Origin of the sequence: Duganella lactea, from assembly GCF_009857505.1 — a bacterium.
Taxonomy (GTDB): Bacteria; Pseudomonadota; Gammaproteobacteria; order Burkholderiales; family Burkholderiaceae_D; genus Rugamonas; species Rugamonas lactea.
In genome coordinates, this window is record NZ_WWCP01000009.1 from 76,404 (window position 1) to 91,643 (window position 15,240).

General features: G+C 64.5%; 14 protein-coding genes and 1 tRNA gene. 11 read left to right on the plus strand and 4 right to left on the minus strand.

Annotated elements, in window-relative coordinates:
• Window positions 1–3: 3 nt before the first annotated feature.
• Window positions 4–1,491 (minus strand): ATPase domain-containing protein, encoded by a 1,488-nt coding sequence (locus GTP44_RS10135; RefSeq protein WP_161019332.1) that lies wholly within the window; start codon window positions 1,489–1,491, stop codon window positions 4–6.
• A 188-nt stretch (window positions 1,492–1,679) separates the two neighbouring features.
• Between GTP44_RS10135 and GTP44_RS10140 the strand changes: the two genes are divergently transcribed.
• From GTP44_RS10140 to GTP44_RS10180, 9 genes are all read left to right on the plus strand, one after another.
• The gene (locus GTP44_RS10140) at window positions 1,680–2,882 is read left to right on the plus strand and encodes an efflux RND transporter periplasmic adaptor subunit (RefSeq protein WP_160991610.1); all 1,203 of its coding nucleotides are present in this window, start codon (window positions 1,680–1,682) and stop codon (window positions 2,880–2,882) included.
• A gap of 11 nt (window positions 2,883–2,893) precedes the next feature.
• A complete protein-coding gene (locus GTP44_RS10145; RefSeq protein ID WP_161019333.1) occupies window positions 2,894–6,031 on the plus strand; it encodes an efflux RND transporter permease subunit in 3,138 nt (1,045 codons plus the stop codon).
• Between the two features lies 1 nt (window position 6,032).
• Window positions 6,033–7,487, plus strand: a complete 1,455-nt coding sequence (adeC, locus tag GTP44_RS10150) for an AdeC/AdeK/OprM family multidrug efflux complex outer membrane factor (RefSeq protein ID WP_161019334.1) — start codon at window positions 6,033–6,035, stop codon at window positions 7,485–7,487.
• Between the two features lie 80 nt (window positions 7,488–7,567).
• Complete coding sequence (locus GTP44_RS10155; RefSeq protein WP_160991613.1) at window positions 7,568–8,179, plus strand: TetR/AcrR family transcriptional regulator; 612 nt, start codon at window positions 7,568–7,570, stop codon at window positions 8,177–8,179.
• An 84-nt stretch (window positions 8,180–8,263) separates the two neighbouring features.
• Window positions 8,264–8,971, plus strand: a complete 708-nt coding sequence (locus GTP44_RS10160; RefSeq protein ID WP_161019335.1) for a fumarylacetoacetate hydrolase family protein — start codon at window positions 8,264–8,266, stop codon at window positions 8,969–8,971.
• Between the two features lie 18 nt (window positions 8,972–8,989).
• Window positions 8,990–9,202 carry a hypothetical protein gene (locus tag GTP44_RS28200; protein ID WP_161019336.1) on the plus strand — a complete coding sequence of 71 codons (213 nt, stop codon included), beginning with the start codon at window positions 8,990–8,992 and terminating at the stop codon, window positions 9,200–9,202.
• 12 nt (window positions 9,203–9,214) lie between these two features.
• Window positions 9,215–9,291: transfer RNA gene (locus tag GTP44_RS10170), tRNA-Pro, on the plus strand.
• A 201-nt stretch (window positions 9,292–9,492) separates the two neighbouring features.
• Window positions 9,493–10,005, plus strand: a complete 513-nt coding sequence (locus tag GTP44_RS10175; RefSeq protein WP_161019337.1) for a hypothetical protein — start codon at window positions 9,493–9,495, stop codon at window positions 10,003–10,005.
• A 157-nt stretch (window positions 10,006–10,162) separates the two neighbouring features.
• The gene (locus tag GTP44_RS10180) at window positions 10,163–10,702 is read left to right on the plus strand and encodes a DUF2867 domain-containing protein (protein WP_161019338.1); all 540 of its coding nucleotides are present in this window, start codon (window positions 10,163–10,165) and stop codon (window positions 10,700–10,702) included.
• Window positions 10,703–10,736: 34 nt separating this feature from the next.
• Here the strand turns inward: GTP44_RS10180 and GTP44_RS10185 are convergent, their stop codons facing one another.
• Genes GTP44_RS10185 through GTP44_RS10195 form a run of 3 tightly spaced genes read right to left on the minus strand, consistent with a single transcriptional unit; the run spans window position 10,737 to window position 13,238 of the window.
• Window positions 10,737–11,324, minus strand: a complete 588-nt coding sequence (locus tag GTP44_RS10185) for a TadE/TadG family type IV pilus assembly protein (RefSeq protein WP_161019339.1) — start codon at window positions 11,322–11,324, stop codon at window positions 10,737–10,739.
• Window positions 11,311–11,766: a TadE/TadG family type IV pilus assembly protein gene (locus GTP44_RS10190; protein ID WP_160991619.1), complete on the minus strand. Its 456-nt coding sequence runs from the start codon at window positions 11,764–11,766 to the stop codon at window positions 11,311–11,313. The genes GTP44_RS10185 and GTP44_RS10190 overlap by 14 nt, the downstream gene beginning before the upstream one ends.
• Window positions 11,763–13,238 (minus strand): pilus assembly protein TadG-related protein, encoded by a 1,476-nt coding sequence (locus GTP44_RS10195; protein WP_371867194.1) that lies wholly within the window; start codon window positions 13,236–13,238, stop codon window positions 11,763–11,765. Before GTP44_RS10195 ends, GTP44_RS10190 begins: the two co-directional genes overlap by 4 nt.
• Before the next feature lie 148 nt (window positions 13,239–13,386).
• Here GTP44_RS10195 and GTP44_RS10200 point away from each other — a divergent pair, with 148 nt between their 5' ends.
• Both GTP44_RS10200 and GTP44_RS10205 read left to right on the plus strand, forming a co-directional pair.
• Window positions 13,387–13,764 carry a VOC family protein gene (locus GTP44_RS10200; protein WP_161019341.1) on the plus strand — a complete coding sequence of 126 codons (378 nt, stop codon included), beginning with the start codon at window positions 13,387–13,389 and terminating at the stop codon, window positions 13,762–13,764.
• Window positions 13,765–13,965: 201 nt separating this feature from the next.
• Window positions 13,966–15,234, plus strand: coding sequence for an ABC transporter substrate-binding protein (locus GTP44_RS10205; RefSeq protein WP_160991621.1), 1,269 nt, complete (start codon window positions 13,966–13,968; stop codon window positions 15,232–15,234).
• The last annotated feature ends 6 nt before the right edge of the window (window positions 15,235–15,240 follow it).

Below are 15,240 nucleotides of genomic sequence, written 5' to 3' on the forward strand. Positions count from 1 at the left end.
CGCTCACCGGCCCGGCATGTCGCCGCCGCCGTGGTAGGACGGCACGCCGGTCAGGACACCGTGGAAATCGTTGAGCACTGGCCCAACCCGCAGGCCGCCGGGGCCAACCTCGAAGCGGCGCAGCGTGCGCTCATGGCTGCTGCCGCGCTTTTTGATCACCGAGATCGCCTGGCGCACCTCGCCGGCGGCCTCGAAGTAGCGCAGCAGGATGATGTTGTCGGCCAGGTAGCTGGCGTCGACAGCGTTGCCCATGCCGGCGCCCAGCATGCCGGTCTGCACCCCGACGATCAGGCTGACCACGCCGCGCTGGCCGAGGTAGGTCAGCAGCTCGTGCAGGTAGATAATCAGGAAGCGCTCGTCCGGCACGGCGTGCAGGTAGCCGTTCAGGCTGTCGATGACCACCACCCGCGCGCCTTGCTCCACCGCCTGCATGACGGCGCTGGTGAATTCGCCCGGCGACAGCTCGGCCGGATCGACCTGCTGCACCGAGAGCCGTTGCTGCGCGATGGCGCCGCGCAGGTCCATGCCCAGGTTGGCGCAGCGGTTAAGCATATTGTTGCGCGCTTCCTCGAACAGGAACATGGCGCAGCGCTCGCCGCGCAGCGTGGCGGCATGCACGAACTGCGCCGCCAGCGACGACTTGCCGGTGCCGGACGGGCCGGTGATCAGCGTGCTCATGCCTTCTTCCAGGCCGCCGCCGATCAGCGCGTCCAGCTGCGGCAGGCCGCTGGAGAGCTGGCGCTGCACGCCGCTCTCGCGCGAGTCGGCCGCCACCAGCCGCGGATAAATCCGCAGCCCGCCCTCGACGATTGTATAGTCGTGGGCGCCACCGCGAAAGGCGATGCCGCGGTACTTGACCACGCGCAGGCGGCGCCGCTCGGCGCCGTAGTTCTGGTCGGCCAGCTCCAGCGTCAGCACCGCGTGCGCCACGCTGCGCACCTGCAGGTCGGTGGCCAGGGCGGAGCGGTCGTCGAGCAGCAGCGTGGTGCACTGGCGGCTGCTCAGGTACTGCTTGAGCGCCAGCACCTGGCGCCGGTAGCGCAGCGGACTGCCGGCCAGCAGTTGCAGCTCCGACAGCGAATCGAGCACCACCCGGCGCGGCTGGTGCTGGTCGACGGCCGCCAGAATGCGCTGGGTGGTGATGCCCAGCTCGATTTCAGACGGATGGAAGATGGTGTATTGCTGGTCCGGATCGAGCGCCTTTTCGTCGGGGATGATTTCTTCGATGTGCATGCCGCCGATGTCCCAGCCGTGCGACTGCGCCACGCTGCGCAGCTCGACGGCGGTCTCGGCCAGCGTGACGTACAGCGCGGGTTCGCCGCGACGCACCCCTTCGTTGAGAAACTGCAGCGCCAGCGTGGTCTTGCCGGTGCCGGGCTCGCCCTCGACCAGATACAGCCGGTCGCGCGTCAGGCCGCCGGCCAGCACCTCGTCCAGGCCGGGCACGCCGGTCGATAGAAAGTTATGCGTCAGGCTGTTTTGTGCTTGCATGGGCATGGTCCAGACGAAAAATTGACCTGGACCATGCTACCTGAAACCGCCAGTGGCGCGCGCGCTGCTGGATTTCCTGCTTAAACCGTCCTTAATGTTGCCGCATGGAATAAAAAGCAGCTTGACTTAATTAGAATGATCGTTCATTCTACGATCATGCACAATTTTTCTTCAGAAAGCTCACACTAATGGAAGCCTTTTTCTGCCCCAAACCGCTGCTGCGCACCGCAGGCGCCGCAGCCATCGTCTCCGCGCTGGCCGTTCTGGCCGGCTGCTCCAAGTCCACGACCGAAGCACCTCACCCACAGCAGGTGGCGGAAGTGGGCGTTTTCAAGGTGGCGCAAGCGCCGCTGCACATCACGACCGAACTGCCGGGCCGCACCAGCGCTTATCAAGTCGCTGAAGTGCGCCCGCAGGTCAGCGGTCTGATTCAGAAACGCCTGTTTGTCGAGGGCGCCGACGTCAAAGCCGGCGTGCCCTTGTACCAGATCGATCCCGCCACCTATCAGGCGACCTACAACTCCGCCAAGGCCGCGCTGGCCAAGGCCCAGGCCAACCTGCTGACCGCCGCGCCGAAAGTGCAGCGTTACAAAGAGTTGGTGGCCATCGAGGGCGTGAGCAAGCAGGAGTACGACGACGCCGTCGCCGCCCACGAGCAGGCCAAGGCCGACGTGGAATCGGCCGCCGCCGCGCTGGAACAAGCCAAGATCAATGTCAACTACACCCACGTCGATGCGCCGATCAGCGGCCGCATCGGCCGTTCGAGCGTGACGCCGGGCGCGCTGGTCACCGCCAATCAGGCCACCGCGCTGACCACCGTGCAGCAGCTGGACCCGATTTATGTCGATGTCACCCAGAGCAGCGAAGACATGCTGCGCCTGAAGCGTGAAGTGGAAAGCGGCGGCCTGAAAAAAGACGGCCAGGCCAAAGTGACGCTGCTGCTGTCGGACGGCAGCAAGTACGCCGAAGCGGGCAAGCTGCAGTTCTCCGACGTCACGGTCGATCAGGGCACCGGCAATGTGACGCTGCGCGCGCTGTTCCCGAATCCCAAGCACGATCTGCTGCCGGGCATGTTCGTGCGCGCGGTGGTGGAATCGGGCGTCGATGAAAAAGCCATCGCCGTGCCGCAGCAGGGCGTGACCCGCAACCCGAAAGGTGAAGCGACCGCCATGGTGATCAACAAGGAAGGCAAGGTTGAGCAGCGCACGCTGGTCACCGGTAGCACGCTGGGCGACAAGTGGCTGGTCAAATCCGGCCTGGCCGAGGGCGACCTGCTGATCATCGAGGGCCTGCAAAAAGTGAAACCGGGCGCGCCGGCTAAACCAGCCGCCGCTCCCGCCGCCGTTGCCGCCGGCGGCGCCGCGCCGGCCAACGCCAAGAGCGCGAAGTAAGGAGATAGCTCATGTCCCGTTTCTTTATTGATCGCCCGATTTTTGCGTGGGTGGTCGCGATTGTCATCATGCTGGGTGGCGTGATGGCGATTCTCGGCCTGCCGATATCGCAGTATCCAAGCATCGCGCCGCCGTCGATTTCGATCACCGGCACCTATCCGGGCGCCTCGGCCAAAACCGTGGAAGACGCCGTCACCCAGATCATCGAACAAAAGATGAAGGGGATCGACGGTCTGCGTTACATGTCGTCGTCGTCGGACTCCACCGGTGGCGTCAACATCACGCTGACCTTCAAGAGCGGCACCAATCCGGACATCGCGCAGGTGCAGGTGCAGAACAAGCTGCAACTGGCCACGCCGCTGCTGCCTGCTGCGGTACAGCAGCAAGGCCTGGTGGTCGCCAAAGCCACCAAGAACTTCCTGCTGGTGCTGGGCTTTGTGTCCGAAGATGGTTCGATGAACAACGCCGACATCGGCGACTACGTCACCGCCAATGTGCTCGATCCGATCTCGCGCGTGGAAGGCGTGGGCGATGTGACCAACTTCGGTTCGCAGTACGCCATGCGCATCTGGCTGGACGCGGCCAAGCTGCAAAGCTACCAGTTGACGCCCGCCGACGTGTCGGTCGCCGTCAGCGCGCAGAATGCCGAGGTATCGGCCGGTGAACTGGGCGGCCTGCCAGCCGTCGGCGGCCAGCAGCTCAACGCCACCGTCACCGCGCAAAGCCGCCTGCAGACGCCGGAACAATTCGGCGCCATCCTGCTCAAGACCGCCACCAACGGCGCCACCGTGCACCTGCGCGACGTCGCCCGCCTGGAGCTGGGCCGCGAGACGTACAACATCGTCGCCCGCTACAACGGCAAGCCCGCCTCCGGCGTGGCGATCAAACTGGCCACCGGCGCCAACGCGCTGGACACCGCCAACCTGGTCAAGGCCAAAGTGGCGGAGCTGGAAAAACGCTTCCCGCATGGGATGAAGGCGGTGGTGGCGTTCGACACCACGCCGTTCGTCAAGCTGTCGATCGAGGAAGTGGTAAAGACCCTGGTCGAGGCGGTGATCCTGGTGTTCCTGGTGATGTACCTGTTCCTGCAAAACTTCCGCGCCACGCTGATTCCGACCATGGCGGTGCCGGTGGTGCTGCTGGGGACCTTCGCCATTCTGTCGGCGCTGGGATACTCGATCAATACGCTGACCATGTTCGCGGTGGTGCTGGCGATCGGCCTGCTGGTCGACGATGCGATCGTGGTGGTGGAAAACGTTGAACGTATCATGAGCGAGGAAGGGTTGTCGCCGCTGGAGGCCACCCGCAAGTCGATGGGCCAGATCAGTGGCGCGCTGGTGGGCATCGCGCTGGTGCTGTCGGCGGTGTTCGTGCCGATGGCCTTCTTCAGCGGTTCGACCGGCGTGATCTACCGCCAGTTCTCGGTGACGATCGTGTCGGCGATGGTGCTGTCGGTGCTGGTGGCGATGATCTTCACGCCGGCGCTGTGCGCGACCATCCTCAAGCCGGTGGAGAAGGGCCATCACATGGCCGACAAGGGTTTCTTCGGCTGGTTCAACCGCACCTTTGACCGCAGCAGTACCCGCTATCAGGGCGTGGTCGCATCGATCCTGAATCGCAGCGGCCGTTCGCTGATCGTCTATACCGCCATCCTGGTGGTGCTGGCCGTGTCCTTCATGCGCCTGCCGACCTCCTTCCTGCCGGAAGAAGACCAGGGCGTGCTGTTCTCGCAGATCCAGCTGCCGACCGGCGCGACGCAGGAGCGCACGCTGAAGGTGATCGAGAAGGTCGAGAACCACTTCCTGACCAACGAGAAGAACAACGTCGCCTCGGTGTTCGCGGTGGCCGGTTTCAGCTTCGCGGGCAATGGCCAGAACAGCGGCATCGCCTTCGTGCGCATGAAGGATTGGTCCGAGCGTCCGGGCAAGGACAATCGCGTCAGCGCGATCGCCGGCCGCGCGATGGGCGCGCTGATGCAGATCAAGGACGCGATGGTGTTCGCCTTCGCCCCGCCAGCGGTGCTGGAACTGGGTAACGCCAGCGGCTTCGACTTGCAGCTGCAGGATATCGGTGGCGTCGGTCACGAGGCGCTGATGGCGGCGCGTAACCAGATGCTGGGCATGGCCTCGCAGAGCAAGGTGCTGGTTGGCGTGCGTCCGAACGGCATGGAAGATACGCCGCAGTACAAGATCACCGTCGACCAGCAGAAGGCCATCGCGTTGGGCCTGACGGTGGACGATGTGAACAAGGTGCTGAGCACCGCCTGGGGCAGCGCCTACGTCAACGACTTCATCGACCGTGGCCGCGTGAAGAAGGTATACCTGCAAGGCGCGGCGGAAGCCCGCATGACGCCGGAAGACCTGAACAAGTGGTTCGTGCGTAACGCCGACGGCCAGATGGTGCCATTCTCGGCCTTCTCTAGCGGCAAGTGGATCTACGCCTCGCCGCGCCTGGAACGCTACAACGGCCTGTCGTCGACCGAGATCCTGGGCGCGCCCGCGCCGGGCCAGAGCTCGGGCGCCGCGATGGCCGAAATCGAGAAGCTGGCGCAGAAACTGCCGGCCGGTGTCGGCTACGAGTGGACCGGTTTGTCGGTCGAGGAGCGCGACTCCGGTTCGCAGACCACGGTGCTGTACGCGATCTCGCTGTTGATCGTGTTCCTGTGCCTGGCCGCGCTGTATGAAAGCTGGTCGGTGCCGTTCTCGGTGCTGCTGGTGGTGCCGCTGGGGGTGATCGGCGCGGTGCTGGGCACCATGCTGTTCAAGCTGTCGAACGACGTCTACTTCCAGGTCGGCCTGCTGACCGTGGTCGGTTTGTCGGCGAAGAATGCGATTCTGATCGTCGAGTTCGCGAAGGAACTGCAGGACAAGGGCGAGGACCTGAAGCAGGCCACGCTGCACGCGGTCAAACTGCGTCTGCGGCCGATCCTGATGACCTCGATCGCCTTCGGCCTCGGCGTGCTGCCGCTGGCGATCAGCAGCGGCGCCGGCTCCGGCAGCCAGAACGCCATCGGTATCGGCGTGCTGGGCGGGATGCTGACCGCGACCTTCCTGGGCATCTTCTTCGTGCCGCTGTTCTTTGTGCTGGTGCGTGGCTACTTCGCGCCGAAGAAGCCGGCCGCGCCGGCAACCGCTGTAGAGGTGCATTAATATGAAAAAATCTTTAATCACGATGGCGGCGCTGGCGTTGTTGGCCGGCTGCAGCCTGGCGCCGGTGTATGAACGTCCGGCGCAACCGGTGCCGCAGGCTTTCCCGACCGGCGACGCCTACCAGGGCGTGCCGGCGGCGGCGGCCGACGCCAAGCCGGTGTCGCAGATCCTGTGGCGCGAATATTTCGCCGACGCCAAGCTGCGCCAGGTGATCGAGCTGGCGCTGGCCAACAACCGCGACCTGCGCGTGTCGGTGCTGAATATCGAGAAGGCCAAGGCGCAGTACAACATCGACTCGGCGGCGCTGCTGCCGAAACTGTCGGCCAATGTGAACCAGAACGCCTCGCGCACGCCGTCCACCATGACCGGTACCGGCGAGGCGGCCATCAGCCGCCAGTACAACGGCGGCCTGGCGATGTCCTCGTATGAGCTGGACTTCTTCGGCAAGCTGCGCAACCAGTCGGAGGCCGGCCTGCAAAGTTATCTGGCCACCGAGGAAGCGCGCCGCACGCAGCAGATCACGCTGGTGGCGGAAGTGGCCAACGCGTATTCGACACTGATCGCCGACCAGCAGCGCCTGAAGCTGGCGCAGGAAACGCTGAAATCGCAGCAGACCACCTATGACCTGAGCCAGAAGCGCTTCGCTTCGGGCGTGGTGGCCGGCACCGATATGTACGACGCGCAAACCAGCGTGGAAAGCGCGCGCAACGACGCCGCCGTCTACACCGCGCAAGTGGCGCTGGACCTGAACGCGCTGACGCTGCTGGTGGGCAGCGCCGTGCCGGCCGAGCTGCTGCCGACCGGCGAGCTGGAAGAGGTGACGCAACTGGCGGCGATTCCGGCCGGCCTGCCGTCGGACCTGCTGCGCGCTCGTCCGGACGTGCAGGAAGCCGAGCGCGCGCTGCGCGCCGCCAACGCCAATATCGGCGTGGCGCGGGCCGCCTTCTTCCCGAGCATTTCGCTGACCGCGTCCGGCGGCAGCGCCAGCAGCACCTTGTCCGGTTTGTTCAAGGCCGGCTCATCGACCTGGAGCTTCGTGCCGCAGATTAACCTGCCGATTTTCGACGCCGGCGTCAATCGCGCCAATCTGGATATCGCCAAGACATCGCGTGACATCTCGGTGGCGCAGTACGAGAAGTCGGTGCAGACCGCGTTCCGCGAAGTGGCCGACGCATTGGCCACGCGCGGCACGCTGGACGAGCGCCTGTCGTCGCAGACCGCGTTGGTGAACGCGGCGCAGAAGAGCTACACCATCAACGAGGCGCGCTATCGCCAGGGAGCGGATACGTACCTGAACGCGCTGGTGTCGCAACGTGCGCTCTATTCGGCGCAACAGGGCCTGATCACCACGCGTCTGGCCAAGACCAGCAACGCCGTCACCTTGTACAAGGTGCTCGGCGGTGGCTGGCAGCCGGAGTTGCCGCAGCAACAGTCGCAACCGCAGCCGCAAGGCTGATCCCCTCACGGCGGGCGCCATGGCGCGCCCGCCGTCCTATATTACAGACATTCGCCCCAGGCATATAACCAAGGACAGCAATGAACGCCCCGGTCAAACGACGCACCGACCCGGAACGCGCGCAGAACCGCCGCAATCAGGTATTGCAGGCGGCCGCCGTGTGTTTCGCCCGTAGCGGCTTTCATGCCGCCAGCATGTCGGAGATCTCGAAAGAGGCCGGCATGAGCGCAGGTCACATCTACAACTACTTCGACAGCAAGGACGCCATCATCATGGCCTTCGTCGACCTGCATGCGGAGGATGTGCTGATGCAGCTGGGCGAGCTGGATAGCCGCGACGATCCGCTGCAGGCAATGATCGACGACGCGCCGCTGCACGTCGACAAACACCTGGACGGTAAGAAAATCGACTTGCCGCTGGAGATGTTTGCCGAAGCCGCGCGCAATCCGAAGATCGCCGAGGCCTTGCGCACCGCCGACTACAAGGTCAGCAACCGCTTCCGTCCGATCATCAAACGCGAGCGCGAACGGCGCGGGCTGGCCGTCGACGACGCCTTGCTTGACGGTCGTATCGACACCATGGTGTCGATGTTCCATGGCCTGTCGATCCGCGGCATACAGCGTCCGGACCTGAACCGCACGTCCATTGTGGAGGGCTGGCGGGTGGCGCTGACGGCCTTGCTGCTGACCTGATTTGTCGCGTATTGTTTCGCGCCGCTGCACAGCGGCGCGCGCTGTTGTACCATGCGTGATGTCTCTTACCTGTCAAGGAGCATCATGACTTCCTACGTAATCCCCGCCCACGATATCGTCGGCCTGCCGGTCGCCGGCACGGCCGATTTGTTCCCGGTGCGCCGCGTGTACTGCGTCGGCCGCAACTACGCCGGCCACGCGCGCGAAATGGGTTCCGACCCGGAGCGTGAACCGCCGTTCTTCTTCTGCAAGCCGGGCGACGCCCAAGCCGTGGTGCCGGCCGCGCCGAACCGCGTGCTGGAGTTGCCCTATCCGCCGCTGACCAACAATCTGCATTATGAATGCGAGCTGGTGGTCGCCATCGGCAAGGGCGGCGCCAACATCGCGGTGGCGGACGCGGCATCGCACATCTTCGGCTACGCGGTCGGTTTCGACATGACGCGCCGCGACCTGCAATTCAAGATGCGCGACGCCGGCCGTCCGTGGGAGATTGGCAAGGCGTTCGATTTTTCCGCGCCGATCGGCCTGATTCACCGCGCCGATGAAGTGGGGGACATCAACCACGCCGCCATCCAGCTGGACGTGGATGGCGTGACCAAACAGTCGTCATCGATCGCGCAGCTGATCTGGTCGATCAACGAGACCATCGCCAACCTGTCGACCTACTTCACGCTGGCGCCGGGCGACTTGATTTTCAGCGGCACGCCGGAAGGCGTGGGTGCGGTGGCGCGCGGCAACGTCCTGGAAGGGAAGGTCGCCGGCCTGTCGCCGATCACGGTCAAATTGGTATAAACCGTTGATCGTAAAGCGTTGATCGCGCTGAGCGCTTCCAGTGTCCGCCGCCAGTCCGGCATCGCCGCCGCAAGGCTCAAGGCATTGCAGGTGGTGGATGGCGCCATGGCATTCGTGGATGCGCTGCCGATCAAAGCTGGCAACCTGGAACTGGCCATCGACATTGCTGATCATGAGGGCATCTTAGTCGTGTCCGGTAAACATGACAAATACTCAAACCCGCTGCTATAATGAGCTGTTAGTCGGGGCGTAGCGCAGCCTGGTAGCGTACGTGCATGGGGTGCACGGGGTCGGAGGTTCGAATCCTCTCGCCCCGACCAACAAAATCCTTTTCAGAACAAAGGCTTACGAAATCTTCGGATCGTGAGCCTTTTTTCTTTTCTGACTTTGTGCACCACTCCTGCACCAATTTCTTTACGTGCTCCACGGCGCGTTTTGCTTCGGTATCGAACCGGCGTACACTGGGCTACTCTCAACGACCTTTCCCGATCATGGCAACTTCGCTATCCCCAAGCTTCGGCATGTCTACCTGCTTCGATGTCTATGAGAAGTTGAAAGCTGACCTTGCAGCACTTGAAGCTGCTGGTGAGGGCGAGGACGAGCAAAGCCAGAAGCGACAAGACTACGCTGCGTTCAATTTCATCGTCACGGCTCGGCATCTGGCGCATGACTGGTTGCCCAAGAATGGGGGAAGGCCAAAGCAATCGCTTAAGAAGCTGAAGCGGAAGCATGCGGGCCTGACTGCTGCTCTCAATGCAGCAAAGGACATAGCGAACGGCAGTAAGCACTTCAAGATAACGCTGTACACGCCGACTACCACTGTCGATGAGCGAGGTATTTTCGACTATGAGACTTGGGCTTTCGGTTCCCAGTACGGCGTAAGGGAGGGCGGCTACAACTTCAGCATGTTTGGACTGGCCCGTATCCTTATGGCGTACTTTGATTGGGTCTTTGACGACACGGCGTCAGTGAACCTCTTTCCGGCAGAATTGATAGCCCAAGTGGACTACTCGCTGATACGACGTGCGAAGTGAGCGCCTATGAAAGAAGCCGCACTCATTGCTGATTGCGGCTTCTAGGTCAGTGACGTGTGGCTGACATGGTGCTGATGTAAGCGTCTAGCCACCCATTCAGGGTTCTCTCTGAGTCGTCGCCGCTGTGAACGCAATTCGAATCATGAAGGACGGAGCCATGACCAATAACACTAATCGTCCATTTGAGGCGGCTCTTCCGGAAGGCAGTCGAGCGACGAGCCTCCTGGCCGGCGCTGATTTTCATGACACCTGGGGCGTCGAGGCGCAGACCCGAGGGCAGTCGGCGCTCGGACTATTTATCCAGGCGGCGGCATGCACGCCGCATTGGGTTGACGTGTGCATGGACCTGAGAAATCGCGCTGGCGCATTGGTCGGCTTGAAGAATCTCGGGAGGCTCGCTTCGGTGTCGGGCAGCAAGCCGGCCGAGGACTACAAAGCAGGGGAAAGAGTGAGCATTTTCACGGTCTTCGAGAACTCGTTCGAAGAGGCTTTGATCGGTGATAAAGACAAGCATCTGGACGTTTTCCTGAGTATTCACCGCGCCCAGGACGGTGAAAACGACAGGGCGCTGGTGCGGGTAACCACTATTGTCCACGTCAAGAATACCCTTGGCCGCATTTACATGCTGCCGGTCAGGCCGATGCATCGACTGATTGCCCCGGCTGTGCTGGAAGCGTTTAACAGTCACCAGGCGTGAGGTAAGACGCCGCAATGACCCATGCCGGCACATATCACGGACACAAGGTGCTCCCCGGCTCGAAGCCGAGCGACTCGGCGCGGGCCAGCGTTTCGGCCTGAGGCAGCGGGAAGCGGATGCCGGTCATCGGGAAGATGGGCTGGTAGGCGATCGCGCCGCAGTCCTGGGTATTCGGCGCGCAGATGCGCGCACGCACGAAGCGGATGCAGTTGCCGCCATACGGATTGGCGGCGCAGTTCACCCGCGCCTGCGCCGGACAGGCCGGCAGGCTGCCCCCGGCGATCGGCGTGATGCTCAGCGTGTTGTCGGCGTTGCGCGTCACCGCCAGATAGTCGATCTGCACGTGCTCGTCCGTCACCGGCGCGCCCAGCAGCAGCGTGCCGGGGCCGTCGCGCATGATCGCCGATTGCCGCAGCTGCTGCATCACGCCAGGATTGCTGAAGTCGTTGACGGCGGCGGCGTAAGCCGCGCGGCGGGTGACTTCCTGCAGGGTGTTCCACAGGTACAGCGCGCGCGCCGCTTCCAGGATGAAAAACAGCACGCCGAGAAAGACCACCACGCACAGCGCGAACTCGGCCACGGTGGCGCCGCGCTGCCGGCGCAGCTTTTTAGTTGCCGACATAGCGCAGATTGTGGTTGGCGCGCACGCGGACATGCGTGAGGGACTCGCCGTAGCCGGACAGGTCGCCCGGCACGTCGATGATGACGGTGACGTTGATCATCGCCGGCAGATAGTTGTACAGCCCGCATGGCGCGCTGTCGCAGTTGACCGAGACGTACAGGCTGCCCGGTTCCGGCTTCAGCGCGCTCAGCTCGGTATTGATCAGCGCCGTGGCCAGCGCCATCTCCTGCGCCGCCTGCTGCTGGTTTCTCATGTTGACCGCCGGCACGCTGGACAGGTAGCGCGCGCCCGCCCACGCGGCTTTCTGCACCACTTCGTAGTGGTACATCACGCGGCCATAAAACACCAGCGCCACCAGCAGCGTCAGCATGACCGGCAGCGACAGCGCCAGTTCCAGCGCCACCGCGCCGCGTTGCCGGCCGCGTGGTTGCGCGGCGCTCATCGCTGCAACTCCACCGCGCCGCTCAGCGATGCCGCCGGCGCGACGCCGGCAAACTCCGCGCTCAGGCTGCTGCTGGTGGCGGGCACGGTCATGAAGAAGCGGCCCACGCCCAGCACGCTGGCGCTGGCGATGGCGCCGGCCGCCACCGGGCATGCCAGCAGCGCCACGTTGAGCACGCGGCGGTTGGCGACGCCGGGCAGGTGCGGTGTTGACGGCGCCTGGAAGTAGCTGGCGCCGCCGGTCTGGCTGTACGGGGTGGCGGTGCTTTTGTTGGTCGGGTAGCCGCTGGCGGACGGCGGCCCCGGCGTGTACAGGCTGGACCAGGCGCTGGTGGCGAACACGCTATAACCGCTGGCCGGTTCGACCGGCTGCGCCACATAGGCCGAATAGGGCACGGCGCGGGCGCCGGCCCACAACGGTCCATACTGCGGCGCGGTGTTGCTGGCGTCGCCGGGCAGGGGGTCGGCGCGGGTCCTCAGTTTGCCGCCGCTGATCCAGGTCGCCGCCGTTTGCGTGGCGGCCGCCGGCGCCATCCAGCTGGTCGTGTAGACGAAGGGCTTGATGTTGCTGTCGGGCGGCGCCGTCTCCGCCAGGCACAGCTTGCCGGTGTAGTCGTCGAAGCGCGAGTTCAATTGACGGTACAGGTCGAGCAGCGGAAAGCCACGCTGCACGGTCAGCTTGTCGCCGCTGACGGTCGGCATGGCCAGCTGACCGGTGCAGACAAAGGGGCCGACCACGGCGGTCGCGAAGTCGCCGGCGGTGCCGGTCGTGCCGGGCGCGGCCAGCGGGTCGATCAGATAATGCGCCGGCGTCACGTCATGCGGATTCAACTGCATCAGATCGTAGGCGACGCCGCGCCGAAAACCAAACTCGACCAGCTCGTTATAGCCGCTGTTGCCGCTGACGTTGGCGCGCGCGGCCGCCGGCGTCGGCGATTGCGCGCAGATCGCCAGCGGCGTCACCAGCGTGGAGGCGCGTCCGGCCACCGCGCGCGCGGCGGTCTCGGCATCGCCGCCGCCCACGCCACCCAAGCGCATGAAGACGGTTTCCACCAGGCCGGGATCGCTGGCCAGTTGCCGCGTGTCGACCTTGGCGTACAGCATGCGCGTCGGCGCGCCTTGGGCGGCGGCGGCATCGGCCCAGTTGTCGTCGGGCGTGGCCGGCGTGGCGGCGAAGCGCACGGCGTTGTTGGACCACTGCACCGCGAGCGCGTTGTAGCGGTAGGTGAACTTGCCGGCGGCGGTGGCCGCCGCCGCGACGGCGTTGTCGATGCCGCTGGCGGTGCCGTTGAGTTCGCGCGCGGCGGCGATGGCGGCCGCGTCCGCCATGATCTGCAACTCGGCCTTGCGGTTGTACAACTGCGCCAGATCCAGCGCCAGCCCCAGCACGGCGAGCATGCCCAGCAGCGTCGCGCCGAGCAGCAGGGCGATCACGCCGCGCTGGCGCGGCAGGGGCGGGCGGATGGCGGGCACGGGCTTCTCCTGACGGTGAATACCGTTCGATTTTATCCAGCAGGAAATATTCAAAGTTGATGAGACGCAAGGCTCCTGACAGAAACTGTCATGGCGGGGTCGTACCATGAACGCATGCCAACCCACTGAACCTTGAACGGAGAATCCCATGAACCTGACCCTGAGCCCTGATTATGTGCTGTTGTATGTCGATAACCCACCAGCGAGCGAAGCTTTCTACGCCAGTCTGCTGAGCATGCAACCGGTGGAGTCGTCGCCGACTTTTTCCTTGTTCGTGTTGCCGTCCGGCCTGAAGCTGGGCCTGTGGTCGCGCCACACGGCCGAGCCCAAGGTGCTGGCCAACGGCGGTGGCAGCGAACTGGCCTTCGCCGTCGCCAACCCCAGCGTGGTTAACGACCTGTATGCCGATTGGGCGGCACGCGGCCTGGCCATCGCCCAGCGGCCGACCGCGATGGACTTTGGCTACACCTTCGTGGCGCTGGACCGTGACGGCCACCGGCTGCGCGTGATGGCGATGGATGACTGAACAAAGCGGCTGCGGCCGCTTTTTCGTTGACACTTAAAATCAAGCGATGCTATATTGACCACGGGGTTGGGAACGTTTCCAGCCTTGATTGACGCGTACCCTCGTCTCTTCGCCGTGCGAAGTTGCCGGCGCCTTGGGCGGCGCCGGATTTTTTTCGGTCGGGGCAGGGCCGCGCCGACCATAAAAAACGACGGAGACTGGATGGACAAGCACACCCGGCGCGCGGCGCGCCTGGCCTGGCTGTGGCGCGCGCCGCTGGTGCTGTTGGGGCTGGCGCTGGGCGCCGTTACGCAGTCCCACGCCGCCATGCCGACGGCCGAAGTGATGCACTGGTGGACCTCCAGCAGCGAGTCCGCCGCCGTGCGCAAGTTCGCCGAGGCCTACCGCGCCGCCGGTGGCGTCTGGGCCGACACCGCGATCGCCGGCGCCGACCAGGCCAAGGCGGTGGCCCTCAACCGCATCGTCGGCGGCAACGCGCCGACCGCGGCGCAGTTCAACACGACCAAGCAGTTCCGTGACCTGATCGACCACGGCTCGCTCAACACCGTCGATGACATCGCGCTCCGCGACCGCTGGGATCAACTGATGCCGCAGCCGGTGCTCGACGTCATCAAGGTCAAGGGCCACTACTACGCGGCACCGGTGGACATCCATATGTCGACCTGGATCTGGTATTCCAAGGCGGCGTTTCAAAAAGCCGGCATCGCCACCGAGCCGGCCACGCCGGACCAGCTGTTCGCCGCGCTGGACAAGCTGAAAGCCGCCGGTCTGATTGGCCTGGCGCACGGCGGCCAGCCGTGGCAGGAGAACATCCTGTTCCAGGCGATGCTGGCCAACGTCGGCGGCAAGGAGCTATACCTGCGGGTGCTGCGCGACCGCGATCCGAAGGCGATCAACTCGGAAGCGTTCAAGAACGTGCTGCTGGCCTTCAAGCGCCTGCAGCGTTACGTGGACCCCGGCTCGCCCAACCGCAACTGGAACGACGCCACCGCGATGCTCATCGGCGGCAAGGCCGGGGTGCAGATCACGGGCGACTGGGCCAAGGGCGAATTCGCCGCCGCGAAGCAAACCGCCGGCAAGGACTTCGGCTGCATCGCCGGCCTGGGGCCGAACGTGCCATACCTGATCCAGGGCGACGCCTTCGTTTTCCCGAAGACGAAAAATCCGGACACGGTGCGCGCGCAAAAGCTGCTGGCCACCACCATGCTGGCGCCGGACGTGCAGCTGGCGTTCAACAAGATCAAGGGTTCGCTGCCGATACTGAGCAATGCCGAGACGTCCGGCATGGATGCCTGCGCACGCACCGGCATGGCGATCCTGAAGGACAAGTCGCGCGTGGTCGGCATGATCGAGGTGTATCTGACGCCGGACCAGAACGGCGCGCTGCAGGATGTGCTGACGACTTACTGGAATACGCGCATGCCGGTGGAAAAGGCGCAGAAGGGCATAGTCGCCGCCTTGATGGATTGAGCGGTC

Bases quoted from the DNA above. Each gene is read 5' to 3' on its own strand.
- GTP44_RS10155 (WP_160991613.1), top strand. From the start codon at position 7,568: ATGAACGCCCCGGTCAAACGACGCACCGACCCGGAACGCGCGCAGAAC.
- adeC (WP_161019334.1), top strand. From the start codon at position 6,033: ATGAAAAAATCTTTAATCACGATGGCGGCGCTGGCGTTGTTGGCCGGC.
- GTP44_RS10200 (WP_161019341.1), top strand. From the start codon at position 13,387: ATGAACCTGACCCTGAGCCCTGATTATGTGCTGTTGTATGTCGATAAC.
- GTP44_RS10190 (WP_160991619.1), bottom strand. From the start codon at position 11,766: ATGAGCGCCGCGCAACCACGCGGCCGGCAACGCGGCGCGGTGGCGCTG.
- GTP44_RS10140 (WP_160991610.1), top strand. From the start codon at position 1,680: ATGGAAGCCTTTTTCTGCCCCAAACCGCTGCTGCGCACCGCAGGCGCC.
- GTP44_RS10185 (WP_161019339.1), bottom strand. From the start codon at position 11,324: ATGTCGGCAACTAAAAAGCTGCGCCGGCAGCGCGGCGCCACCGTGGCC.
- GTP44_RS10180 (WP_161019338.1), top strand. From the start codon at position 10,163: ATGACCAATAACACTAATCGTCCATTTGAGGCGGCTCTTCCGGAAGGC.
- GTP44_RS10135 (WP_161019332.1), bottom strand. From the start codon at position 1,491: ATGCAAGCACAAAACAGCCTGACGCATAACTTTCTATCGACCGGCGTG.
- GTP44_RS10205 (WP_160991621.1), top strand. From the start codon at position 13,966: ATGGACAAGCACACCCGGCGCGCGGCGCGCCTGGCCTGGCTGTGGCGC.
- GTP44_RS10145 (WP_161019333.1), top strand. From the start codon at position 2,894: ATGTCCCGTTTCTTTATTGATCGCCCGATTTTTGCGTGGGTGGTCGCG.
- GTP44_RS10175 (WP_161019337.1), top strand. From the start codon at position 9,493: ATGTCTACCTGCTTCGATGTCTATGAGAAGTTGAAAGCTGACCTTGCA.
- GTP44_RS10160 (WP_161019335.1), top strand. From the start codon at position 8,264: ATGACTTCCTACGTAATCCCCGCCCACGATATCGTCGGCCTGCCGGTC.